We start from the raw sequence: 25,368 nt of genomic DNA on the forward strand, positions 1-25,368 counted from the left end.
AATAAAGTCATCAGGACTTTACGGAAATAAATCCAGTAAAGGTTTATCGTTCGTTTTGCGCCGGAAGTTGAAGCGGTTGATAAATTCTCTGATTTGTTGCTGTATCTGACGCATCGTAAAGGAATCCGTATTGAGCGTATCCGGGAAGCAGAGTTCCTGCAAATCCAGCACCGTTCCGTCGTCGCTAGTTATGTACGTACGGAGCCAGTTCTCAATGTCGGTCCCGGAAAGCATCGTCAGTTTAGGCGCCAGAACGATCTCTACTGATTGTACTTGCTGTTGTAGAGCATCCGGTACGTCGATTACGATAAACCAGTACACCCGTATGCCCCCGACAGCCAAACAGGCTTGTCCGAACTCCTGAAGAATTGTATCCAGAAATTGATAACCCGTTTGCCATTGCAATGTATTGCTCACAATCGAGACCAACGCCAGCGCTGACGTGTCATTCGATTTGAGTCGGGTCAGTAAACCAGCCGGGTCCGTCGGCAAGTCAGGATCGTTGGGAACCAGTCTGTCGCAAAGCTCATTGATCAATCGTCGGCGGAAGTTCACATACGACGCATCACTAATGAATTCGTGGTAACTCACCAGCGTCGGATCAGGAATACCGAGGTAATATTTACTCAGACGATCCACCAGGCTTCGGCCCAGGTCCATCCGGTTTCCCTGAATCAGAAACACATTGAGCGGCTGTTTTTTTCGGATCAGGTCATAAAAATCATACACCTGATTGGCCCGGTCGCAGAAGATTTTTCGATCTTCCGGAAACTCCCCGTCGAAATCGACCTGCGGACTACGTACGAGAGCTTCCATGACTTGCAGAGCCAGGTGATATTCCGACGTAAAGCCCTCGGGAGGGATCAGATACGTTTTGCCAATAGCTTCTTTCAGCGCTTTCAGCCTGAGTTGTTTGTCGGTCGACGACGGTTGGTCCGGTTCATCGGCATCGGGAGGAAATCGTCCATCGCGATTCTCGGCCTGAAAAATCAGGATTACCTTGCCCAGACTCTTCGCTTTCAGATATTCCAGATGAGTTATCGACTCCGTTTGCCCATTGATGACGTAGCCATACCGGTTTGCCAAAATGAGAATATAGATGTCGCAGTCAGCCACATCCTGCAGGCACCGATCAAGTGGCTGGGCATCTTCGGCCGTATAATATTCCATACCAACGACCTTAAAGTTAGGCACCTTATGCAGCGATTCCATCACCGCTTTTCGGTACGGCGCCAAATCGCGAAAGGTCGATGAGATATAAACGTTATAGAAGGCCACGGCAAAAAAGAGAATATCGCTTAAAGTAGCCGCCCACAGACTAATAATCAAGTTTTAGGTCTGAGTTTTTAGAAAACGGTTAGTTATAGACGATTCTTAACCTCCTGCCATAATCCTGATCGCCTATTGTATAGTCCAACAAACAAGCACCCGCGTCTGCATGAGATAAGCTAAACCGGTCGAATAACAGCGCTTTAAAACCGGATGCAGACCGCTGAAAAAAGCAAAGCGACCAATCAAGTAACAGCCTGACATTCAGCTTGCTTTTCACAAAAAAGAGAACTACATTCGGTTAGTCTTTTCTAAACACTTATAGCCATGAATGTTTTACATCGTATTGAGCATTGGGGCGACACGCATCACCCCGCCTGGACGGATGCCCTGCGGATTATGCTGGGAATTATTCTGGTGCTAAAAGGAGTCAGTTTCATTAGCGATACGGCCTATCTTCATAACTTGGTTGGCGGTATACACTTTGGTTTGTTTCCGGTGATGGCTGTTCATTACGTCGCCTTTGCACACCTGATGGGCGGTTTTTTGATAGCGCTGGGTTGCCTCACCCGGTTGATGTGCATTCTGCAATTACCGATTCTGATCGCTGCCGTTTTCTTCGTCAATATTCGCCAGGGGTTTTCACCTCTGAATTCGGAGTTGTGGCTGTCGCTTATTGTGCTGATCCTGTTGTTAACCTTTATGGTGATCGGCTCCGGACGCTTTTCAATGGACGAATATGTTAAACAACACGCTCGTTGATGGGTTATGCATCCAGTGATTAACTAATCAACGTTATGGCGAACAAAACCTTAGAAAAAGTCGAAGAAGAGTACAAAGACCAGAAGGTCGGTTCCGGCGATAACGGCACGGATCATGGTAGTACAGGTACGGGTGGCAGCTCAACCTCGCACAAGAGCAGTAAAAAGTCGAAAGGCTCAAGCAGCGCCGGAAGCTCAACCGGCGGCAGCAAAGGCGGACATAGCAACTAGTCCTAACAAGCAGGGGCCGTTACGTAGCGGCCCCTGCTTGTTAAAATATATACCGAATCTGGCACCAGGGAATTTCTTCCCTTACCAGACCCTCAAAGACTTCAATCATTTTACGCTTCATTTGATGGTTGTAGCGAATATTCCAGCCGCCAAACTGGCTGACTTTACTCTCCTGCAATTCCGGCACCCACAATAGCTCTTCCGCTTTTGGGTTGATAGCCAGGTTGGCCTGATGCTGCCACTGGTTATGCGTCAGAAAAATCACTTCACATTTAAGCTGTTCTCTTACTTCAGGACGTAACGCGGTATCAAGCTGTCGGAACAAATCCCGGTAGTCGTTACGCCACTGCTTTCTACCGTAGACAATTACTGGCGAAAAATTCACGTGTACTTCGTAACCCGCATCGTAGAAGTCGTTAATGGCCGCAATACGTTTCTCAATGCTGTCCGTACGCACATCAACTAATTTACTTACGTGAGTCGGCATTAAACTAAGCCGAATACGGATTTTCCGCTGCGGATCAAATTTCAGCATGGCCGGATTAACGAACTTCGTAGCAAAGGTGGCTTTCGCGCGTGGATGAGCGCGGTAAAATTCGAATACCTGCCGGATGCCATCCGTCAGGCTATAATCGATCGAAATATCTGAGTTACAGCCAATGTCGTACGTGTAGAACTCGGGATCAGTTTGATTGGTCGCCTTGGGCCAAGGCAAACTCATTATGTGTCGGTCAACGGAGGCTATGTTCTCTTCTACGTTGGTAAACAACGTAATAGGATTCACATTTTTGTGCCGATCGACGTAGCAGTACGCACAACCGCCAAAGCAGCCATTGGCCAGACTGGGGGCGATATAATCGGCGCTACGTCCACTCCACTTGATATCCTGTGTTTTGAGTCTGCCTAGAACCAGTACGTCGGATTTGATCTTAAAGTGATTCATGCCCAGCTCAGGTAGGCGGTTGTGCTGCTTCACTTCAAGCGTTTCGGCTTCCGGGAATTTCGACAGAATAGTCTCCCCTCTTCCGTTAAGCGCGTCGGCCGTGTAGAGAATTAGTGACGGATTAAAATCGGGCATGAATCAGACGTTGAGTATACACTAAGTAAACGTCTACCAATACGTCTTAGTTCAAATAAAATCCTCCACAAAGAACTCATAATCAATTTGATACATAATAGTAGTGACAGTATTTTGTCATCCCGACCGGTCCGCCGGTGCGGCAGGAGGGATCTCAATATGATGCATGAGATCCCTCCTGCCGCACCGGCGGACCGGTCGGGATGACAAAATCAACGTGATTATTTTATTCAATCAGCGATTTTCAGCCAGATTCGTCGAATCAAAATTATCCTCGAAAACAACCTTGCCGTCTGGCTGTGTAAAGCGAACGAAATCGACGGAGCCGGTCCCTTCGAAATCGTAGCTGATGCCAATAATATCTTTGGCCTCCGTTGGCAGAACGGCTTCGTACGCCTTTTTACCTCCGACAAATAACTGTGCTTTTTTATTCCGAACGTCGCAACGCATGTCTACCCATTTCGATAAATCAGCGCCAAAGCCCGATAAATTCTTGGTTTTAGCTTCCGCAAAATGTCCGGCCAGATAGAGATTCAGATCCCCAACACACCCTTTCGCCGACAGGGGAATGGCGAAATACTGATTTTTGCAGAGGATCATGATCGTAACATGCTGGCAAACGGATGATCCCTGTTTAAAGTCGCTCTTCACGCGCGTTTCCAACGTAAAATTATCGTTACGCAGGCCGTCAAATTCCTGCACGTAGCGATACTGAACCATTGGCAGTTTGGGCTGCATCGAAATATTCTGGTGCTGAATCAACGTAACGGGTATGCCCAGTGAGCCATTGTGAATTACCTCCTTCGGTTTAACGTAAACCGGCACAGGCTCCTGCTCGATGGCTACGTTCCAGCCTTCTGACGGAATCAGTAAATCCTGCTCCTGAACGATTTGCTTGCCAACAACCAGTTTCGCCCGGAAATAACCCGGATAGTAATAAATAGAGGTGTGCTCATGACCCTCTTTCGGAACGAGCTGCCGACGTCTTGGGTCCCACGATTGCTGAATAAAGACCGAATCGGTTGGTGAGGCTGTGGCGTCGTAATGAAATACCACTGAGTTTGGAATTCCTTTCGCTACGTACTGACTGCTGAACGAAAACAGTTCAGGTGAAAGTGGCCGGTGATTGACGTAATTCAGAAAAAAGACCGATAGACCAACCAGCCCGACCAGAAGACCCGCGCCAATCCACCAACGACGTAATACAGGTTTCTGGAGAGGTTCTGGAGCAGATACCGTAACAACGTCAGGAGAAATACCCGGTGCTACGTATTGAAGCTGAGACGTCGTTTTGAACTGTTGCCAATTTTCATAACCCGCAAACTGAACCAACGTATTTAACGTCGTTGTCGTGGGTGCAGAATCGTACTTCACCCGCCCCCATACGCGCTTAAGTGTCGTTATGCTCAGCGATACGCTCGTTTGTTGGGCAATGAGTTCGCTTAGTCGTTCAAAATCCTGCGTTGCCCAGCTCTCGCCACTTCCCCACCCTACTTTTTCCTCGATCAACTGGCGACAGCGGGCAAGTTGACGATCTTCCTGTTGACTTATCATTTCTACTCTCTATCAGTCCATTACGTATTTGTACAAACTTGAATGCAAGTTGAACGCGCTTGAATCATTCAGCTAGTTGCCAGATCACAACTTTGTTTCTGTTCGATCAAATGTACTGAAACAAACGATGAAAAACTGGCTGTTCATGTTCGTCTGCTGGCTTATTTCCCAGGCTGATACGGCCCGGGCGCAGTCCAAAATTCCTTACGGTAACAATCCGAAAGCAGGTCATTACCACAACGTAGGAGACGACACTATTTATTATGAACGCTACGGTCAGGGAAAGCCTGTTGTGCTGCTGCACGGCGGTTTGTTTGGCTACATTGATGAATACGAATTTCTGATTCCCAGGCTCGCCCAGACGCACGAGGTAATCGCTATTGGTACGCGCGGTCATGGTAAATCAGCGATTGGCACAAAAGCGTTTTCGTACGAACAACTGGCTGAAGATGCGTATCAGGTGATTCGGAGTATCACGAGCGATAGCGTACTTGTCATTGGCTTCAGTGATGGCGGCATTACGGGCTATAACCTCACGGCAAAACATCCCGAACTGGTCCGAAAACTTGTTGCCATTGGCGCGCCAAGACGCCCCTCCGATCGAACATTGACTGCGGAGAAAGAAGGCAAAATGACCGCCAAACGTCTGGACAAGATGGCACCCGATTTTGTGAAATTCCGAAAACAGATTATGCCTGACCCGAGCCGATGGCCTGAATTTCTGGATAAACTGGACGTATTGTGGAATCAGCCGACGTTCATTTCCGACGAAGCCATTCATCAGTTCAAATGCCCCGTTCTGTTACTGGCTGGCGATCAGGACCCGTATTTCAAGCTTGAAAAAGTGACGGAAACTTATCGGCTTTTCCAGCACGGCCGACTTTCATTAATTCCGGGCTGCGGACACGTAGTACTCTACTGCAATTTTCCGGCAGTCTGGGAAGCAATCGCTCCATTCATCGACTAAATTCTCAAACTCACTATTCCATGAAATCAATACTGCTTACCTCCGGACTTTTCGCCACTCATTACATTGCCGCGCAAACGACAGTTCCTTTCGATACTTCGCATTGGGAAATCACGGGCAAGATGGAACACGAAACCTTCCAGGGAAAGGCTTGTATTCGCTTACTGGACGCATCGCTTTACCTCAAAGACACTACGTTCATGAATGGGATCATCGAATTTGACATGACCCTGTCGAAAGATCGTTATTTTCCCGGCTGTGGTTTTCGCCTTCGGGATAAGGAAAACTTTGAACAAGTGTATGTACGGCCGCACCAGTTGGGCAACCCCGACGCGATTCAATACACGCCGGTTTTCAACATGCAGGCCGCCTGGCAGCTTTACTACGGCGATGGGTATTCAACAGCCGTTACGTATCCGCTGGAGGAATGGGTACATATCAAACTGGCGGTTCGTGGCACACAGGCGGAGGTGTACGTGGGCGACCCAAACAAACCTGCCCTGGTAATTCATCAACTCAAACGCCCTGTAAAGCCGGGACGTATTAGTCTGGATAACCGAGGTCCCGTCATGACGCGCTTCGCCAATTTTCAATACACGAAAACAGATAACCCAACTTTACTGGGTACGTTTAAACCGGAAGCGCCACCAAAACCAGGAACCATTATGCATTGGGACGTTTCCAATACGTTTGACGAAAAGCGGCTTGACAATAGCGTTACCATTCCACCCGATTTGGCCAGCCGATTAACCTGGACGACACTCGCTGCTGAAAAGTCTGGCCTTGTTAATTTCTCCCGGATTAGCAAACTCGGCGACGGCAGCAACGCGATTTTTGCCAAAGTGACGCTGATGTCCGATAAGCCCCAGATCAAAAAACTCCAGTTGGGTTTTAGCGATCGGGTCAACGTGTACGTCAACGGAAAGCTGGTGTATGGTGGGCAGGACGTATTTATGTCCAGGGACTACCGGTTTTTAGGAACCATCGGCTACTTCGACACTATTTACCTTGACCTGAAGAAAGGAAAAAACGAACTCTGGCTGGGCGTATCGGAAACCTTCGGCGGCTGGGGAATCCAGGGTATGATTGCCGATCCAACTGGTATTACGTACTAGCGAAAATAATGTAGACAACGCCCTAAAGATTCTACGAGATATATTTAGTTACTTAGAGAACGGCGAATGACCGAAAAATCAAAAGAGTTGGCTGCTGAATTCGTTTTTAGCTATTTTTCTTGAAAGTCGCCATTTATGAAGCAAGGTCCATTACTAGTCTCACTCCTATTCGCCTGTAGTCTATTTCTTGCAGTAGCTAGTTATACAAATCGACAGGACGGTGAGCGTGCTAACCAATCGATTCCGTTCAGACCTGACATTCCACGCACCTGGGACAGCACAGCAATGGCTGATTTTGAGATGCCGCTGGCAACGGTAAAAGCTTCCCCTAAACACGTATCAACCGATTATTATTATAAACTGCCGGAACGGGTCATCTACAAAAGCTATCCCGTTTATGCGCCGGGCCGTGAACCGAAAGGGTACTGGGAATGGCTGCAAAAACAGGAGCCAGAGGTAGTCTTTGATCCATCAAAACTCAAAACAGAAGCCGACTGGATTAAGGCAGGCGAACTACTTTTCGATGCGCCTATCGACATTGATGGGGCAATCATATCGAACGACGATGTGCGGGACCCAGCCTTTTATAAATACACCAACATGCCGTTGACCAAGGACGGAGTGATGCCGTATGCCCGTTACGTTGTTTCCCAAAAAGGAAAAGTTCTGCTCGGCAATTTGGCTTGTGGTATGTGCCACACCCGGGTTAATCCAGACGGGTCAGTACTAAAAGGGGCTCAGGGTAACTTTCCAGGCGACCGGGCAACAGCCTGGCTGGTTCGAAGGGCTGACTTTCCGGAAAAAGCTGCACAGTTCTTAACAGGCGCTTTGTTTAATGCGCCTTTTGTGAAAGATGATCCCAATAGTCAGCTTAGTCAACGATCAAAAGACGAGATCGCTAAAGCGTTTGATGCTGTTCCACCGGGTACGTTTGGTCGTCAGGGAACCAGCATTTTGTTTCCTCCCTCGGTCCCAGACCTGATTGGGGTGAAAGACCGTACCTATCTCGATCATGGTGGTCTGGCTCGTCACCGAAACATTGGCGATATGATGCGTTACATCGCGGTCAACCAGGCGCTGGATTTTCTGGGTAATTACGACGGTTACATTCCGGTTGGCATCAACAACAAAACTTTACCCGAAGCCGGTAAAAGTCGCTTTGTCGGTACGTTCGATCGGCATAGTGAAGCGCAGTTGTACGCCATTGCTAAATACGTGTATTCGCTGAAGCCGCCCGTTAATCCAAATAAACCCAACGACGTATCGAAGCGTGGGGAGACGATTTTCATTGAGCAAGGTTGCGTGAGTTGCCATACGCCACCGCTCTACACCAACAACATGCTGACGCCCGTCGATGGCTTCACGGTGCCCGAAGACCATCCTAAGAAATACGACATTTTCGATATTTCCATCGGCACCGATCCGGGCTATACCCTGAAAACCCGGCGCGGCACGGGCTACTATAAAGTTCCGTCGCTGAAAGGGCTCTGGTATCGAGGTCCTTTTCTGCACGATGGGTCATTAGCGAAACTAGACGATATGCTTAATCCGAAACGCCTGCGCGATGACTACGTACCAACCGGCTTTAAAGGTGCCGACGTAACAACGCGGGCGGTTCGGGGGCATGAGTTTGGTCTGGACTTATCAGCCACCGACCGGAATGCTTTGCTGGCGTTTCTGAAAACCTTGTGACCCGTGATGAAGCTGCTACTCTGGTGTCAATTGCTCTACCTATTTGTCAATCCAATCCTCGTTGGGCCTAAGGTAGAGGAATCGGAAATTCGCTTCCAGATCGTTAATGCCGGACTTACTGTCAACGGAACACTGTCGGGCATGGAAGCCGATATTCTGTTTGACCCTCAGCATCCTGAGCAGGCTTCTATTCGGGCGTCGGTGCCTGTTAAGACGATCCAAACGGGAATTTCGCTACGTGATAAACACCTCCAGAAACCCGATTATTTCGATGCAGAGAAAAATCCGACGATTACATTGACCTCAAAGACAATCCGAAAAACGGGGTCCGGCACCTATGAAGGGATTTTTTCTCTGACGATGAAAGGGATTCAGCACGATGTAAAGCTACCCTTTACAGTTTCTCCCAAAAATGAGTTCATCGGCAATCTGAAAGTAAATCGGCTGGATTATAGTCTTGGCAAATCCAGTCTGATTCTGGCCGATGAGGTTGCAATTACCATTCGTGCCAAACTGGCTGAAGGTTCCTAATTTACTTTATTTTGGCTGTACCTGAATGGTTTCCGGGAGCCACCTGTATCAGATCACCTACATTCCACTGCTCCCAGTCCGGATTAGTGGATTGCAATTTCATCGAAGCGGTTTCAATAAGCCAGTGCTGCTGATTTTCATCGTACTCAATCCGGATAATACGTTCCGACCCGGTCAAATAGGAATTTGTACTACCGATTCGTTCGTCCGATTCAACGCGTCCCTGCACAAGTTGGATAACCCGATCAGCTAAAGCCTGAACATCTATTTCGTGATGGCTAACCAGCAGTGTCGTTGTTCCCCAGCGTTGATGAAGTTCAAGTAAAACTTGACGTAACATCTGACTGGCTTTGGCATCCAGCGCAGCGAACGGCTCATCCAGCAACAAGAGTTGAGGCCGACGAACCAGCGCCCGCGCAAGCGCCACCCGTTGCCGTTGTCCTCCCGACAACCGAATAGGTTTTTGATTCACGAACGACTCCAGACCTGTCGCTTCGATCAGTTCATCCACAAGCGTTTGCTGGTCTTTCGGAGCGGCATACTGAATATTTTCACGAACGGTCATATTTGGAAACAGGGCTGTGTCCTGAAAAACGTACCCAATCGATCGTTGTTGAGGAGAACGATTTATACGCCGATACGTATCTAACCATACTGATTCGCCAACGACAATACGTCCCTGACGAGGTATTTCTAGACCAGCAAGCAAGCGTAGCACTGTCGTTTTCCCCGAACCAGATGGTCCTACCAAAGCAGTTAGACTACCCGATTGAAGTTCAAGTTTAACTTGAAGATCACTGGCTCCTTCCGTAAACAAACGCGACATAACGACGTCGATCTGAATCATACCGTTACGCGTTTGTTAATGGCATAGACCAGCAAAAGGATGGCAAACGACAAACCCAGTAGTAGTACCGCATAGGCATGAGCCGTTTCGAAATGCAGTAGTTCAACCTCGTCATAGATGGCAATCGACGCGACGCGGGTCTGTCCCGGCAGGTTTCCGCCAATCATTAACACCAGTCCGAACTCGCCAATGGTATGCGCAAAGGTTAAGACAATTCCGGTTAGTAATGCTGGTTTGCAGTTGGGTAATAAAACCCGCCACAGTGTTTTAGTAGGTGATTGTCCCAGCGTATAGGAAGCTTCGCGCCAGGAAGTGGGTAAATTTTCTACCCCGGCCTGAACAGGATGCACCATAAACGGCAGGCTGTAAATCAGCGATGCCACGACTAAGCCTTCAAATGAAAAAACCAGTTGTAGATTAATAGTACGTAACAACCAGGCTCCCAACCAACTCGTTGGACTAAACGTTAGCAATAAATAAAACCCGACGACCGATGGTGGCAGCACCAGCGGCAAGCTGATAATTGCTTCTACAATCGGTTTAAGCCGAAACCGACTCAGCGCCAGCCAACCTGCCAGCGGTACGCCAATCAGGAGTAGCAACAGTGTCGTAATTCCCGCTAAACGTAACGTTAGCCAAATCGGGTCCCAGTCGATGGGCATAAGAGTAAAGGAGAAACGGGAGGAAGGGGAGAAACGGGAGGAGAGGAAGAAAATTGACGGGTCTGTTATTCCCCTTCTTCCCTCTCTTCCCGTTTTTCCCCTTCCTCCTAATTATTTATAACCAAATTTCTGTAAAATACGGCGCGCGTCTGGGCTACGCAAAAATGCCACAAACTGTTGGGCTGACTTGGCCTGCGTAGTACGTTTCAGCACAACAACACCCTGCGCAATCGGCGAATAACCTGTTGTCGGCAAATCTACCCAGTGGCCACGCTTCGTAAGGCTGGGATCAAGCACGACCGATTTGGCCGTAAAACCTATTTCAGCGGCACCTGACAATACGTATTGATTTACCTGCGAAATGCTTTCGCCATACACAATTTTAGGCTGTACCTGCGCCAGTAATTTTCTGGATTTCAGAAAGGCGACAGCCGCTTCGCCGTACGGAGCTGTGGCTGGGTTCGCAATCGCTACGTGCCGAACCGCCGGATCAGACAATATCTTTAAATCGGCCGATACAGGCAAGTCGCCCGCCGTCCACAGCACCAGCGATCCGTAAGCATAGATGGCGGGCGCAGCCAGCGTTAAACCTGCTTTATGAAGCGTTTGCGGGTACTCCATATCGGCCGACAGAAACACATCATAGGGTGCTCCCTGCTGAATTTGTGTGGTTAGCTTTCCCGACGAATTCACAATAGATTCGACTGTTGTGCCCGTCTTTTTCTGGAAAGCCGTTTTCAGTTGCTCCATCACAAACTGCGCATTGGCTGCCACCGCTACGCGCAGAGGTTGGGCCAGAAGACTCAGCGGACAAAGGAGTAGGAAAAGAAGTAGTTTTTTCATTGCTGTTAGTTAGCTACCCGAACGTCAAGCACATTAACTTGCCGAACCCAGCGGGCCATTTTTTTCTCACCTGGCACGACTACTCGATAGGGCCCAACATCTTTTGCTAACGGTTGCCCGTCAACACTGTCAACTAATAGAATGGTACGTGTCGCGAATTCGGGATCTAGTTCGGGGAGTGCAAAAACTGCTTCGTAATCATCGCTGGCTTTAACAACCAGGTATTTACGTAGATTCTTACCCCGTAATTGGCTGCCCAACGTAACACCGGCCTGTTTGAGCAATTCCGATAAGGGTACTCCCGAATACCGGTGTTCTTTTTCGTCATGATCTTTCGCCGTTACGTCGGTATGAGGCATCCCTTTCAGATCAGCCGCCTGCAAAGTCAACGGTTTGGTTACCTCACCGGAGATAGTCAGCACCGTTTGCGCCTGACTATGCAACGCCAGTAAAATAAAGCAGAACGTTAGAGCAGCGGCTATCTGACTGACTGAATTGATACATTGTTTCAGGTTGTTCATCGTATTCACTGTGAGAAGCGGGTGTTTTCAAAAAAGCCAGAGCGCTATATACACGCAAATATAACGTTCTCCTCTAAATTAGACGTACCCGTTCGTAACATACGTATTGACGTTGATGACTACCTTCGCCTGGTAGATTCAGTCAGCTTTCAGTTATGACGAGTAGTAACAATACATCAGTAGACCCAAAAGAGCGCAGGCGATTCTGGACCGTGCAGATTATTTATCTGGCGGCAAGTAGTCTCATCCTGTTAGTAATTCTCTACCTACCCAGAAACCAGAATTGGCTCACAACCACCGTTGAGCGATTCTATACACAACACTATACACTGGGCAAACAAATCGACATAGCCACCCGTAGACGAGAAGGTTATGAGCCAGCGTATGCCTATATTGAGCTTATTCAGCAGCGTTGCCAGCCAAACGATTATTTCCTGATTCCACCCCAACAGTATCTCATTCGGAATGCGTACCAGGCTGGTAAGTCGACGGGCTACGCCTGGACCTATCCAAGCGTTCTATATTATTACCTTGGAAAATCGGTTCATTTACTGGACATGACCGCCCCTGACTCGCTGCTGCAACGGGCCACCCACACATTCTGGGCGCTGGATAACAAGATTTATTTGTTGACGTTCAAGGATCATAACCGGCCGCTGGTGATGGGAGAATTCAAGAAATACGACCCGCATTTTTTCGCGTATACGCCCCAACAGGCTAAGGTATATTATCAGTCGAAGCCATGACCTTAGCCATTACGTTCGTAATTCTCGCCCAATTTCTGATCGGTTTTGGCTTCGTTACACGTCTGCGAGCCGCTTCAAATGGCTTTAGTTTGCTGGGCCTGTCCATGCTGGCCGGTTTGGGTATTTCCTCTGGGCTACCATTCGTACTGGAGTTCATTCATGCATCGATTGCCATCGCCCCTATGATGATTGGGCTAGGTACTCTTGCAGGCTTATCGCTATTGCTACTCCGTGGTCGATTGGCCTATCTGCGCGAGATTTTTGCCTGGCAGCGGCTTTCACTTCGCCTGTGTGAATTACCCTTTTTAGGTTTTTGGGCCTATTTGTTGTTTATCAGCGCCTGGAAAACAGCGTGGTACCCGAATCTGCCGTTCGACACCATCGTCGGGCCGGACCTGGTCGCTACGTTTGCCGTTCGGGAGCATACACTGGTTTCGTCGGTCTTTACCGAGCATTTGCCGTCGGTGTCTATTTTCAGCAACCAGCCGTTTTACGCCCCGTTTACGGCCATGCAGCAAATCATGTATCTGCTGGCTTCGCATGGTACCGGACCGTTTGCGTTTGGGAAGATCTGGCTTACGATTCTGGTTATCGCCTTCGGCTTATTTCTCTATGCTGAACTTCGGGAACGTACTCATCCGCTGTTAGCGGGGCTACTCGTTACGTTACTGGCTTGCAGTCCCGAATTGTTCGCGTATACCTTTCTGCTCCAAACGGACTGGGCCAATGCAGCCTTTTTTGCGGCTGGGGTAATCTTACTACAACGCCATCTGGAGTCAGAAAAACAAGGTATGTTCATTGCCAGTACGTTGTTCTTTGCGCTGGCCTGCTGGACACGTACTGAAACGATTTTATTTGTCCCTATTGCTTCATTGCTCCTGCTCATCAATACGTTACGTTCCTCGCCGAAGAAAGCCATTGTCCGGGCGGGCGCTTTGTTTATCACCTGTCTCCTGCCCTTCGTCTTCTGGAATTACATCTTCCTGCGTGGCTATGTAGCATTGCCCGCTAACGCTCATCTGGGAACGTATCACCTCATCGTGAATGATTATTTCAGCAAGCTATTGGCAACTTACACAAGCATGAATGAGCAGGTCGTTTTCGATACCGATTACTGGAATTACTCAGTTTACGTATTTCTTGCTCTGGCACTACTGAACCTTATCCTTTTCCGCGACAAACAGGGTCTACCAATCTTAGTCTGGATCTTCGGTACGTATGTTTTGTTTGGCTTGCTCATTCTCCATGTCGACGGGGCGAATATTGCGTATACCTTCCGGCGGGGTTTCTTTAAGATTTTACTCCTCATGTATTTCTATTTAGGCTCAACCTCATTGTTTCAGTGGCTATCAAATTGGCTCTATCGATGGGAAGGTCAGTCGACGAGTTTCCATAAAATTTACTGATAGAGCCATTTTGCAACAAGGCGCACGTAGCGTGGCATAATGACAAACGTCATGAGTCCGACAATGATCAGGCTTGTCATAAACGCTTTAATCAAAAAGGGCAGCGTAGAAAAAACGGGAGCGAATAGCCAGGGAACAAGCATGGATAGCGGAAAAATGGCCGACAACGTAATCAAAAATTGTTTATAAGGCGGTGCCACTTTCTTAGTCTCCGGCGGAGTAAACCAGAATTCAAGCCCGGTTTTCACCTCGATCTTTTCGTCTGTATCGAGGAAAGGCCGCACCTTCTCGATCATCATCCGGCGCGTGTCGGACTCCAGCCAATTACGCAGGTGCGCTTCCGAATCGAAATGCAGCACGATTGTGTAGGTTTGGTTATCCCCGTGAGGCCGAATAACATTCACCCCCCGATGCCCGTCAGCACCCTGCGCCAGCGGAACCATATGGTTTAACCAGTTTTCATAGGCCTGAATCTGATCTTTGTAAGGTCGCTGAACGATAATGGTTGTAACAGCACTGTCGATGGCGATGGGAAGATTTTTTGGCATAGATGCGTTAGGGAAACGATTCATTATTTCGTTAAAATAGTTAATAGATTTCAATCCTGTGGTAATCTGGCACGTTTGGGCGGCATCTGACCTTTGACAAAGTTCTAAACTTTGTCAAAGGTGATTTGGACTAATAAAAATGGGTAGAGAAACGGCAGAAGTGATTTACTTAAGTTTAGCCATCTCGAATATGATTCAGCTTAAGCCATTCGGTCGAAAGACAGTCGTTCTTTTTTTAGTTCTTTTCTCGATCGAAACCGCGTTTACACAAGCGCAACGAACTGGTGCAGAAAAGCCACTACGTTTGTTTATGATTGGGAATAGCTTTTCGCAAAACGCATCGAAATATTTACCCGAGTTAAGCAAAGAAGGGGGTCATGTGTTAGTGATCGGACGTGCCGAAATTGGCGGAAGTTCATTGCAACGACACTGGGACCACGCCGAAGCCGCCGAACGGAATCCCGATGATCCAAACGGTAAACCGTACGGCGGAAAATCACTGAAGTCGCTGCTCTCCGAAGGTACCTGGGATGTGGTTACGATCCAGCAGGCGTCCATCCTTTCCGGAAATGTGGAAACGTATCGACCCTACGCTCGGAAACTGTATGAGTACGTAAAGAGACTACAACCCAATGCCAGCGTTATTTTTCACGAAACCTGGGCTTACCGCGTCGATTCAAAGGATTTTAGCCAGATTACCAAAGGTGATTCGGCTAAGAGCGCTCACCAAATGTGGGAGAATTTAAAGGGCGCTTATCACACTGTTGCTGACGAACTATCGATACCAGTCATTCCGAATGGAGATGCCTTCTGGCGTATCAACTCAAGCGGAAAATGGGCGTATCATGCAGCTAACAACTTCGACGCCCGACAGGCGAAATCACCTACCCTACCCGATCAGACGCATTCGTTACATGTGGGTTATCGCTGGGACAAAGACAAACTGACTTTTGATTCACACCACGCCAATGCTGCCGGTTGCTATCTGGGCGGATTGGTCTGGTATAGCTTCCTGTTTGGCGAATCGCCCGTCAAGCTGACGTATCGCCCGGAAGAGGTGGACGAAGATTTTGCCCGTCAGCTACGAAAGACTGCCTGGAAAACGGTAAAAAAAGAGAAAAAGAAGTATCGGTATAAAGTTGCTCTCTGACCCCTGTTCTTTCTGATTAGTTCATTGCTCGCTTTACTACGTATATAAGTTGAACTATATACGTAAACGGATTAAGCAAAGTGCGCTGATTTTATGCAGATTCAGGCATCAGTCTACCGAAAGCTAAAAAGATATTTCGAAATTAACCTGCTGACCATCAAAGAATTAAATTTATAATTATTTAATTCTTTACACTGATTAACTGGTCATGAAAAATTCATTACAATGGCTGATCCTATCGTTGTTCAGCTTACTATTGGCCTGCCAACCCAGACAAAAAGCTGCCGAGAACGTACCGGTTTCTCAAATAATCTGCCGGACAGAGCCGACCGATAAAGCCTGGTATAGCTCAGGCCAGAAAGCACCTCTTTTTGATAGTCTGGGCAACATACATTTCCCCATCACCACCAAAAAGGAGAACGTTCAGCGCTATTTTGATCAGGGACTTATGTTGTCCGTTGGCTTCAACCATGCCGAAGCCGCGCGTTCGTTTTTCGAAGCGACCCGCCTGGATTCGACCTGTGCGATGGCCTACTGGGGATTTAGTTACGTATTGGGGCCAAACTACAATGCCGGTATGGAACCCGATAATTACGAGCGAGCCTATCAAGCCATTCAACGGGCGCAACAACTCTCGGGAACGTGCACAGACAAAGAGAAAGCCCTGATCAATGCATTGGCAAAACGCTATTCAGCAAAACCCGTCACCGACCGTAAGCCCTACGACGTAGCGTATTCAAACGCCATGAAACAGGTGCACGATCGGTTTCCAGACGATGGCGATATTGCCGCGCTTTACGTCGAATCGCTAATGGATCAGCACCCCTGGGATTTGTGGGAGAAGGACGGTCGTCCGAAACCCTGGACACCCGAAATTGTCGCTACACTGGAAAAGTTGATGGCGCACAATCCGGATCATATAGCCCTGAATCATTTTTACATCCATGCCGTAGAAGCCTCTAAAACGCCGGAGCGGGCGCTGAAAAGTGCGAATGTACTGAGTAAAGCTGCCCCAAATTCCGGTCATCTTGTGCACATGCCTTCGCACATTTACATCCATACGGGTCATTATCACGAGGGAGCTGTAGCGAATCAACGAGCCGTGGAAGTCGACAGTATATATTTAAATGGCATTCACGCGCAGGGTATTTTCCCTTTGAGTTATTTCCCTCATAATTACCATTTTCTGGCAGCTTCTGCTACGTTGGAAGGCAACAGTCAGTGGGCCATGCTGTCGGCGCGGAAAATTGCCGAAAACACCAAAAAGAAGCTGATGAAGGACTCGGCCTGGAGTTCGCTTCAGCATTATTATACCATTCCGTACCATGTTGCGGCCAAGTTTGGCAAATGGGATGATATACTTCGCATGAGTGAAACTGATACCGTCCTATTGACCTACCCGACAGCCATTCGCCATTACGCCCGCGGCCTGGCATTCGTTGGTAAAGGACAGTTGCCACAGGCTAAGCAGGAGTTGCAGCAACTCGAAAAACTGGCGGCTGATCCGGCCATAGCAAAGTTGACCATCTGGAACATCAATTCGATGGCGGCTATTCTGGAAATTGCCCGTCGTGTGTTAAAAGCTGAACTGTTAGCGCAGGAACGCAAATTCCCAACCAGCGTTACGTTGCTGCGGGAAGCGGTGGCACTGGAAGACAAATTAAACTACAGCGAACCGCCGGACTGGTTCTTTTCAGTACGTCATATTCTGGGCAATGTTCTACTCAAAGCCAAACGCTACGCGGAAGCCGAAACCGTTTTCAACGACGATTTAAAGCTGTTTCCACGTAACGGATGGGCATTAGCCGGTCTTCATAAAGCGCAACTGGGTCAGGGTCTCACCGACAAAGCACAACAAACACAGGTCTTATTGACGCAAGCCTGGAAATGGGCCGATAAAGACGTTAAAGCTGGACCAATGAGCGGATTATAGATAAGCCACCAAACCCAGACGTTGTCACTACTATCTTTGACAAAGTTCAAAACTTTGTCAAAGATCCAATCTTTAACATAACGTGAACAATGGGATATATATACTGATCTACAGTGCCTTATATACTAAAATATATAGTGTTGATTTGTAGTGCTGACTGTCCCGGTCGGTACTACAAATCCAGAGATATTGAGCCAGCATAAGCCATTATTCACGTCAACGTAGCACAGTCACTCGTAAGAAATTGACTGATATAGATGTGCTATTCTTATCGGCACTTTTGTTTTGACGGGCAAACAACTCCTCTAACTCACGCTGCAGATCCGAAGCCTTGCCGTTCTTTTCGGCAGCCTCAAACGCATTCATGGTCGGGCCGTAATAGGTTTTGAACTTGCTGACGAATTCGGTTGGTGGATGGGGCGTGTTAAACGTAAACGTATCCTTAAGGAACGTAATGTTTTCTTTTGGCACACCCGCAGCCTCAAAACGTTCGATAACGTGACTCTCTACGCCCCACAGCATTGGACTAATAAACCCTTCTGGCGGTGGCGGTGTGTAAGCCGCACTAATCTTTAAGATTTGCGCAACCAGCGTAGGATCGCCCGGTATCCAGTTTCCCATCACGATTCGTCCACCGGGGCGGGTAACCCGAACCATTTCCTTCGCTACGTCGTAGGGTCTGGGGGCAAACATGGCTCCAAAAATACTGACGACCAGATCAAAAGACGCATCTTTCAGATCGTGTAAATCGGTTGCATCCCCTTCCTGGAACGTGCAATTGGTCAGTCCTTCCGCTTTGGCCCGACGGTTACCCGCTTCAACCAGATTCCGGGCGATATCAACCCCTAAAACGGTTGCGCCAAGTTTGGCTTCTGGAATAGCGGTAGTGCCATCCCCGCAACCGAGGTCAAGCACGTTTAGGTCTTTGGTAATTCCTAGCTGAGCAACCAGTGCCTGACCACTTTCGCGCATGGTTTCGGCAAGCTGGGTGAAATCTCCTTTTTCCCATAAGGCTTTGTTTGGATTCATCACCATATCTGTTTAGCCTGTTGAATAAACTGTATAACAGACTGAAAGTAAGCGCTTACCCTATAGCCAAAACGATTTATTGAGCCAATGGCAAGAAGCCTTATCGAACGTTAATTATGAACAAACTGTACAAATTCAGGGCTATCATAAACGTTACGCAATCGATTGCCTCAGGCAAATTCAATCAGAAACTCGGTCCAGCCGTTGGGGTTGGTTTTGAGTGAGAACACGAACTGGTGATTCAGTAAAATTTCGCAGGTGAGCGTCAGCTATCAGCTCAATATTTTCATTGGTTAACTATCTTTTTGAGATTATCATAGATTGGCTATTGCATCGTTTGAAATAAGCATTTCAATAAGATCATTATCTTCTTCACGTATCCAAGCCTCTTTAGCTATCAGATTGTTAATGATATTCTTGTGATTGTTACTTAAATTCTCTTCTGATATATTATCAATCCACGTGCTGTCCAGCTCTTCCCAATATGAATGATGATTAGGAGAATCAGCAAGATTAATAGCATTAGAAATGGGAGTGAGTAACTGAATCGTAGGAAGCCGACCTTTAACATCTTGATAGATTTCTAAACCATCATGATCCCAGTCGCAAGAATAATAAATAGGTACATCTAATAGGGTTCGCTCGTATTCTAATTTTGGCGTATTACGTCCTCCAGCATACCATAATTCTATTTGATATTTACGAGGTCGGGTAGGGCGACGTAAAAAGTCTAAATTTTCACATAAAACAACCAGCTTACGATTCGGTATTGTAAGTTTATAAATCCATTGCTCACCTTTGTCATTAGCTAACTTATCAATATCTAAAACCCTTTTCAAAGCTTCAACTAAAGACTTTTTCTCATCCAAATATTTTTCATCGTTAAAAAAAAACATTCTTGATACTCCACGTATCGATTCTTCACGTTCAATAATTTGCTTTCTTATCTCTGCGACAGATCCATCAGACATCTGCTCATCTAACTTTAGTAAGACAGCTAACTCATCTTCCTCATATCTAACTTGCACTTTCTTACGTCCATTCTTGTCTGTAAGCAATTTATGCTTATCAAGTAGTGCATTGTATCTCTGGTACTTAGGCAAATACTTTAACTCATAGTATTCTAGAAACGACTCTTCCCGGCTATTATTTACTATCACATTTCTACCATCAATACACAACTCACCTGTAGTATTAATAAATCCTTGGATTGTAGCATCACTAACAAACTGATCTGTCGAAACAGTGGACTTGTTTGTGTATAGTTGGTGTAATTTTGTAGCTGTTAACCAATTCACGACGGTTCTGAGGTTTGTAGAACTGATTGATGTCCAGCTTTTCTAAAGTAACTAGCTACTTCAGGATGATTAATATCTGGGTCTGCATTTCCAGGAATTAGTTGGTGCAGATACCATTCATCAGACGAACCAATACCATAAGGTTCTGGTGTCATTGTAATAATTTGGTAACCGAATTCGGCAGCAATTGACATTACTAGAGCGAAATTATCTTTATCAATATTAGCGGTCTCTTCTAATAGTACGAATTTTATTCCTTCACCATTCTGACTAATGACTGACAAACGGCCAATTCCTAAAAGTATAATTGACGTGTAAGATTCGCCTGTACTACCAGATACTTCGTTTTTATTGTCATCTAATAAACGAATCGATAGATTAAAATAACTTTTAGGATCGAGTAAGTCTTGAACACTTTTCGACTGTGTTTCTTTGGTAATTTGCTGATAAAAGTCTTCAATAAATTGATCTACGGTCTTTCCTAAATTTAATTCATTTGACTCGAACACTGAATCTTTTTCTTTATTTAGAGCATTAATCCATTCAATCATGAACTGCCCATTGGATAACCTTTCTTTGACAAATTGAACATCAAAGTAAAAACGATTACTTACTTTCTTTGAGCTAAAGAACATATTCAATGCGCGAACGGCTTCCTGGCAAGATTCATATCTATTTATTGTTTTAGAAAATAAGTTTTTAATCTGATCATAAATAGTACGGCGGCAATCCATTCTCTGTTTATTCAAAAGAAGTAAATGTGTTTCGACATCTTCTAATAGGCCAACGCCTAAAAGCAAAGCAGCTTCTAAAATTTTAAAAGAGTAAATGCCCTCTCTTACTTGTTCATCAATCTGAGCGTTATAGTAGGGTGAGTCTTGTGTGCAATAAAGACTTGCTAAAAGGGTATATTCATCATGATATTTTTTAGTAGTACGTAAAAAGTTTTCTTCTACCGAATCATAGTTAAGGGTCACATTAGTATTATGGGCCAAAATTTCTGGATGTTGGTCTCTAAGCTTCTCAATGAAATTATCATGATCCTTTACAGATTTATCCAGCACATCTTTACTATACTGTATATCTATTTGGAGTTGAGCTAGCTCTTTCTGCTTTTGAGGAAGCGTAGCTCTTAAAGTTAAAGTTTCGGTATTATAGCTATTTTTGCAATCAGTTAAGCAATTTAATCTGCTAGCTCGGTTAGCATAAATCTTATCCCATTTTTCTAATAGTGAAGGAATTTGCGTAACAGAAACCGATACAAAATAAGCGCTAAGCTTGGCTTGAAGGTTTTTATTAAGCTTTTCTTTACTCAACGAAATAGTATTAAGCCGTCCAGAAATGCTTTGAGCTTGTTTGATGCTCAGTTCTATCTGTGTTAATTGGTGCTGACTTACCAATCTTGGGTCAATAGCTGATGGTAACTGCAAAGGATCAAATGATTTCCCGTTTCGAGCGCTCTCAATAGCATCTTTTTTATTCTTTAATGTAGCTAACCGTTTAGTAAAGTCATCTTTAATGATTTTCTGAGCTACTTGCATTCTGTCAACATCATCCAGTAATTGTGGATCTGATCGGCGACTAATTAGTTCATTTAGATGACCTGCTACATACCAAAATGAATCTACTAAGTCAGGTTCGTTCTCAATAGAATTAGTGTCCAATGCTGCAAGGTGTGAAATATATTTAGCTCCTTTTCCTGTATGTTTAACTGTAGTCCACCCCTGACCAAGTAGATGGAACAAAACTGTCTCTTGATCAGCGTTGAGTGGAGTACCACGCTTTATCACCTCAGCAAACAAACCACTTTCTTTAATTTGGTCCACTATTTTTAAAGAATTGACTACTTCATCAATGTACTTATTGGTTTCATCAAGCCATGTTTGTAGCAATAATTCCTGATCTTTAACCTTGTTCTCGATAGCTTGTAAAGATTGAAATTCAGCCAACAAAAACTTTAATTCTTCTATTTTTATACATAAACTCTCAATTGTTAAAACTTCGGGCTCAGCAATAGTATTAGGTAGGTAAGGGGTTAGATCAGGCAAATTAAGTATTTGAAGAGCTTTTTCATCGATATCAAGTTTCCCATATTCGTTTAATAAACCAGAACACTGATCTAATACTCTTTGAATATTATAAGCTTGATTAGTTAAACTTGTAGCCGTTGGAATTAATTGACTTACTAATCGATCTACTTTTTTTATCGACTGTTGTAGTTTCTCTTTTTGTCCTTCAACTATAACAGTTAGTATTTGCAAATCTTGTTCTTTTCTTTCAACTTCGAAAGCACATTTCGTCACATTTACCCTATGCCAGTTAAGCTCGGCCTGAAGCAAAGTAGTTTCCACATCCTTCAGAGTTCTTAATCTCCGTTGATTAGAAGTAATTTCTTCACTAATCTGATTTAAGTCTTTGTACCGCTTCAACTGATCAGCCAGATCAGCTTGATACTGCCTAAACTCCTTTGTGTGATCATCGCCGATCTCGTCAAAAAGAAAATTCTTAAGATTTTTAGGGTCTGTAGGATCAAAATCTTTAGCACGAGAAAACGACTGAATTACTCGTGCTAATGCTTTCAAATTACTATCTACAGTCAGATTAACGGGCAGTAGATTGAACCTCTTCAAAAAGTGATGATACTGCCTGACATCTAGTCTGGTTAATGCCAAGCGAAGTTTATTACGAACGTGAATTGCTAAATCTGGAATTGCTACCACACTGTCGTCAACCAACAAATGATTACTCTTGACAAGTCTGTCTCTACTAAAAGAAATATCTTTGATAGTTGCTTTATTAATATCACTTTGATTAGTAATGACAAATGGCTTTAAAGGAATTTTGGTATCATTTGGTATGCACACTCCTACCACTATGAACTGATTCCTGTCAACCTCAATAGTCAGATATGCGTATGCTTGATGATGTAAATAAGGAATTTTTTCTATAGTTCTTGATCCTTTTTTAACACCATCAGTACCAAATCGAATAAGACTCCGATCTTGTACAAAGATTAGTTGAATTAAATCAGCAATAATTGATTTACCAATTCCGTTTCTACCAGCAAAATCAGTTCTGTTTTCATGAAGCATATAATCCTGATGATAGTGCTTCCTAACGCCGATAGTTGACAGCATATGAATTTTAGGATATATCTTCTCCATTGTTTTCGTCTTTTTTCTGCTTGGCAAGTTGATTAAATAAGGCGTCAGGATCTTTTAATTCTTCGCGGTACATATCCTCCAATCGGCGAATACTTATATTTATGATGAAGCTAAAATCGCTTTCTGTATCAGTTGAGCTGACCCAACCTAGCTCATCAAAAATCTTAATCATTCGTCTAAATAAACTTTTTAAGCTGCCTAATTGAAGTTGAGTATAATTATCTTGTACTGTACCAAAGAAGACCCGCTTATAATCTTCCTGTCGTTCACTATGTAGTATAATATTTTGAATATCAATCCAACTTACTTGTTTTACACGCTCAAAAAACTTTTCGTAATACATGCTAAGTATCATTAATCCAAATTTCGTTTGCGGTGCTGTTAGTGGGGTACCCAGCTCATCTCCAGCTAGTTCACTTCGGCTTCCATCTGAAAAATCAAGAAAAAAATACGTATCATAAATACCGAATTTTCGCCTGTTTAATTCTAAACCGTATAGTTGCTGATAAAAGAATCGTAAATGGTCAAAATATTTAGGTTGCTCTAACAGATTATGCTCGATTGGGTCTGTACTCGCTTGAATATGGCGCCCTCGAAGTAGTTTGCTATTTAGCTTAGCAAATCGCGTTTTAATTTCATTAATTGCTAGAAAACTATACGCTGATGTCAAATCTTCGTTATTGTCATTTGCCATATTCCAATTAAGTTATCAAATGATGATTGCAATGTTTTGTCAATCTTTATAATGCACTCCTTTTGTATGCTAACTATGTTTATTACACTAAAACACGTCTCTACCGCCATTTCTAAGTTTTCATTCTGATCATAAATTTGCCAAAAATGTTTAGATAAATCTAAATACCCTTCTTTACTAAGGGTATTTAGTAGATCAGATACGTAGTTGCTTATTGATTCTTGTTGCGCTAATTGTTGATGTATTTTATTTTGTTGCCAATTGAAGTAGGTGGCATCTCGAGCGGGAATAAATATAGACCTTGAAGTTTTTACACCAAAATCATGTTTTTCAACTTCAATGAACCTATTTTTTCCATTTATCAGATCCTTAGCAGGAATACCCATAGTGAAACGAGTATCAAAATCTTTATCATATTCACTGTAGAACAAAAAATTATTCAGCAGTTTTCTCAAGTTTATACGAAATCGAGCATATTCTCTAAAATTTCCTTGTAATTCGGTGAGTTTCTCTTCGGCAAATTGAATTTTATCAATAATAAGACTAAGCCTATCTTCTATTTGATTAAAATAGTTACGCACTTCGTCCCTAATATTCTTAGCACATTCATATGCCGTTTTTTTCGTCATTAGCTGATCTGAGTCTGCTTGCTTTGCATTATCAAATTCATCATAAAAACGATCAACAATGATTGTAAGTTGAAAAAACAAATTATGACGAAGCTGGAGAGTTTTTTGCACATCAAGAGCTTTAGCAGAGAAGTGTTGAAATACATCAACAAAAGCCCCAATTTTATTACCAATGGTCTGTTGATCATTTCGTAGTATATCTGTCAGTTGTTTCAAATACTCTTTAAGTTGAGCGTTTAAACCACCAACGTGATCGTTGATTGTCTGGCTAGCTGAATCGCTAAAACTAAGTTGGTACCAACATTCCAGTTCATCATATGTATTAATTGATTCCGCATTTAATTGAGCAAACTGATCAAAACTTTCAGCTAATGAATATTTATTACGCAAATTATTTAGCTGATTGAAAATCAACTTAATAAAAGTATTAGCATAATGAGTTAATGTATATCTTTTACCATCGTATCGTTTAGGTGATGCTTCTATGAACTGGTCTAGGAGTCCTCTTAATATATCTTCTACTCTAACTAAATCTGATTCATAAACTTCACGGACTACTTCTTTAAAAGTTTCATGAGTAAAGTATTTTTCTATTTGTTTAGCTTCAATTCGTTGGTACAGACTCAATAGTATCACGCATTCCCGTTCTGAGGGCACATAAGTTGAGTAAATGTCTTTTAGTTGGTATTCCTTCATATAA

General features: G+C 44.8%; 23 protein-coding genes. 10 read left to right on the top strand and 13 right to left on the bottom strand.

Going from position 1 to position 25,368, the window contains the following annotated elements:
• Window positions 1-18: 18 nt before the first annotated feature.
• Complete coding sequence (locus IC230_RS19845; protein WP_191040781.1) at window positions 19-1,329, bottom strand: DUF4062 domain-containing protein; 1,311 nt, start codon at window positions 1,327-1,329, stop codon at window positions 19-21.
• Between the two features lie 267 nt (window positions 1,330-1,596).
• Here IC230_RS19845 and IC230_RS19850 point away from each other — a divergent pair, with 267 nt between their 5' ends.
• Window positions 1,597-2,031: a DoxX family protein gene (locus IC230_RS19850; RefSeq protein WP_191040782.1), complete on the top strand. Its 435-nt coding sequence runs from the start codon at window positions 1,597-1,599 to the stop codon at window positions 2,029-2,031.
• A 35-nt stretch (window positions 2,032-2,066) separates the two neighbouring features.
• A complete protein-coding gene (locus tag IC230_RS19855; RefSeq protein WP_191040783.1) occupies window positions 2,067-2,261 on the top strand; it encodes a hypothetical protein in 195 nt (64 codons plus the stop codon).
• Between the two features lie 40 nt (window positions 2,262-2,301).
• Here IC230_RS19855 and IC230_RS19860 read toward each other — a convergent pair whose 3' ends face one another.
• Both IC230_RS19860 and IC230_RS19865 read right to left on the bottom strand, forming a co-directional pair.
• On the bottom strand, window positions 2,302-3,339 hold the full coding sequence (locus tag IC230_RS19860; protein ID WP_191040784.1) for a spore photoproduct lyase family protein: 1,038 nt from the start codon (window positions 3,337-3,339) through the stop codon (window positions 2,302-2,304).
• A 234-nt stretch (window positions 3,340-3,573) separates the two neighbouring features.
• Window positions 3,574-4,893: a hypothetical protein gene (locus IC230_RS19865; RefSeq protein WP_191040785.1), complete on the bottom strand. Its 1,320-nt coding sequence runs from the start codon at window positions 4,891-4,893 to the stop codon at window positions 3,574-3,576.
• A 127-nt stretch (window positions 4,894-5,020) separates the two neighbouring features.
• On the opposite strand from IC230_RS19865, the gene IC230_RS19870 reads away from it, so the two are divergent.
• From IC230_RS19870 to IC230_RS19885, 4 genes are all read left to right on the top strand, one after another.
• Window positions 5,021-5,860, top strand: coding sequence for an alpha/beta fold hydrolase (locus tag IC230_RS19870; RefSeq protein WP_191040786.1), 840 nt, complete (start codon window positions 5,021-5,023; stop codon window positions 5,858-5,860).
• A 20-nt stretch (window positions 5,861-5,880) separates the two neighbouring features.
• Window positions 5,881-6,975, top strand: a complete 1,095-nt coding sequence (locus IC230_RS19875) for a hypothetical protein (protein ID WP_191040787.1) — start codon at window positions 5,881-5,883, stop codon at window positions 6,973-6,975.
• A gap of 135 nt (window positions 6,976-7,110) precedes the next feature.
• Window positions 7,111-8,667 (top strand): hypothetical protein, encoded by a 1,557-nt coding sequence (locus IC230_RS19880; RefSeq protein WP_223860725.1) that lies wholly within the window; start codon window positions 7,111-7,113, stop codon window positions 8,665-8,667.
• Window positions 8,668-8,673: 6 nt separating this feature from the next.
• A complete protein-coding gene (locus tag IC230_RS19885) occupies window positions 8,674-9,198 on the top strand; it encodes a YceI family protein (protein ID WP_191040788.1) in 525 nt (174 codons plus the stop codon).
• A 1-nt stretch (window position 9,199) separates the two neighbouring features.
• Here the strand turns inward: IC230_RS19885 and IC230_RS19890 are convergent, their stop codons facing one another.
• The 4 genes from IC230_RS19890 to IC230_RS19905 all read right to left on the bottom strand — a co-directional run bounded on the left by IC230_RS19890 (window position 9,200) and on the right by IC230_RS19905 (window position 12,071).
• Complete coding sequence (locus IC230_RS19890; RefSeq protein WP_191040789.1) at window positions 9,200-10,045, bottom strand: sulfate/molybdate ABC transporter ATP-binding protein; 846 nt, start codon at window positions 10,043-10,045, stop codon at window positions 9,200-9,202.
• Window positions 10,042-10,707, bottom strand: a complete 666-nt coding sequence (gene modB, locus IC230_RS19895; RefSeq protein ID WP_191040790.1) for a molybdate ABC transporter permease subunit — start codon at window positions 10,705-10,707, stop codon at window positions 10,042-10,044. The genes IC230_RS19890 and modB overlap by 4 nt, the downstream gene beginning before the upstream one ends.
• Window positions 10,708-10,818: 111 nt before the next feature.
• A complete protein-coding gene (gene modA / locus IC230_RS19900) occupies window positions 10,819-11,550 on the bottom strand; it encodes a molybdate ABC transporter substrate-binding protein (protein WP_191040791.1) in 732 nt (243 codons plus the stop codon).
• A gap of 5 nt (window positions 11,551-11,555) precedes the next feature.
• Window positions 11,556-12,071, bottom strand: a complete 516-nt coding sequence (locus IC230_RS19905) for a molybdopterin-dependent oxidoreductase (protein WP_191040877.1) — start codon at window positions 12,069-12,071, stop codon at window positions 11,556-11,558.
• A 155-nt stretch (window positions 12,072-12,226) separates the two neighbouring features.
• On the opposite strand from IC230_RS19905, the gene IC230_RS19910 reads away from it, so the two are divergent.
• Both IC230_RS19910 and IC230_RS19915 read left to right on the top strand, forming a co-directional pair.
• Window positions 12,227-12,817 carry a hypothetical protein gene (locus IC230_RS19910; RefSeq protein WP_191040792.1) on the top strand — a complete coding sequence of 197 codons (591 nt, stop codon included), beginning with the start codon at window positions 12,227-12,229 and terminating at the stop codon, window positions 12,815-12,817.
• Entirely contained in the window at window positions 12,814-14,223 is a 1,410-nt protein-coding gene (locus IC230_RS19915; RefSeq protein WP_191040793.1) for a glycosyltransferase family 39 protein, read from the top strand. The genes IC230_RS19910 and IC230_RS19915 overlap by 4 nt, the downstream gene beginning before the upstream one ends.
• Here IC230_RS19915 and IC230_RS19920 read toward each other — a convergent pair.
• Entirely contained in the window at window positions 14,217-14,771 is a 555-nt protein-coding gene (locus tag IC230_RS19920) for an antibiotic biosynthesis monooxygenase (RefSeq protein WP_191040794.1), read from the bottom strand. The genes IC230_RS19915 and IC230_RS19920 overlap by 7 nt on opposite strands.
• Before the next feature lie 190 nt (window positions 14,772-14,961).
• Here IC230_RS19920 and IC230_RS19925 point away from each other — a divergent pair, with 190 nt between their 5' ends.
• Together IC230_RS19925 and IC230_RS19930 are read left to right on the top strand one after the other, a co-directional pair.
• Window positions 14,962-15,921, top strand: coding sequence for a DUF4886 domain-containing protein (locus IC230_RS19925; RefSeq protein ID WP_191040795.1), 960 nt, complete (start codon window positions 14,962-14,964; stop codon window positions 15,919-15,921).
• Window positions 15,922-16,129: 208 nt separating this feature from the next.
• Entirely contained in the window at window positions 16,130-17,854 is a 1,725-nt protein-coding gene (locus tag IC230_RS19930; protein ID WP_191040796.1) for a tetratricopeptide repeat protein, read from the top strand.
• Window positions 17,855-18,070: 216 nt separating this feature from the next.
• Here the strand turns inward: IC230_RS19930 and IC230_RS19935 are convergent, their stop codons facing one another.
• The 5 genes from IC230_RS19935 to IC230_RS19955 all read right to left on the bottom strand — a co-directional run bounded on the left by IC230_RS19935 (window position 18,071) and on the right by IC230_RS19955 (window position 25,364).
• Window positions 18,071-18,883 carry a class I SAM-dependent methyltransferase gene (locus IC230_RS19935; RefSeq protein ID WP_191040797.1) on the bottom strand — a complete coding sequence of 271 codons (813 nt, stop codon included), beginning with the start codon at window positions 18,881-18,883 and terminating at the stop codon, window positions 18,071-18,073.
• Window positions 18,884-19,197: 314 nt separating this feature from the next.
• Window positions 19,198-20,181, bottom strand: coding sequence for a hypothetical protein (locus tag IC230_RS19940; RefSeq protein WP_191040798.1), 984 nt, complete (start codon window positions 20,179-20,181; stop codon window positions 19,198-19,200).
• Entirely contained in the window at window positions 20,178-23,345 is a 3,168-nt protein-coding gene (locus tag IC230_RS19945; protein WP_191040799.1) for a hypothetical protein, read from the bottom strand. The genes IC230_RS19940 and IC230_RS19945 overlap by 4 nt, the downstream gene beginning before the upstream one ends.
• Complete coding sequence (locus tag IC230_RS19950; RefSeq protein ID WP_191040800.1) at window positions 23,326-24,039, bottom strand: condensin complex protein MksE; 714 nt, start codon at window positions 24,037-24,039, stop codon at window positions 23,326-23,328. Before IC230_RS19950 ends, IC230_RS19945 begins: the two co-directional genes overlap by 20 nt.
• A complete protein-coding gene (locus tag IC230_RS19955; protein WP_191040801.1) occupies window positions 24,012-25,364 on the bottom strand; it encodes a hypothetical protein in 1,353 nt (450 codons plus the stop codon). Before IC230_RS19955 ends, IC230_RS19950 begins: the two co-directional genes overlap by 28 nt.
• Between the last annotated feature and the right edge of the window lie 4 nt (window positions 25,365-25,368).

Source organism: Spirosoma validum (assembly GCF_014699035.1).
In the GTDB taxonomy this organism is placed as follows: domain Bacteria; phylum Bacteroidota; class Bacteroidia; order Cytophagales; family Spirosomataceae; genus Spirosoma; species Spirosoma validum.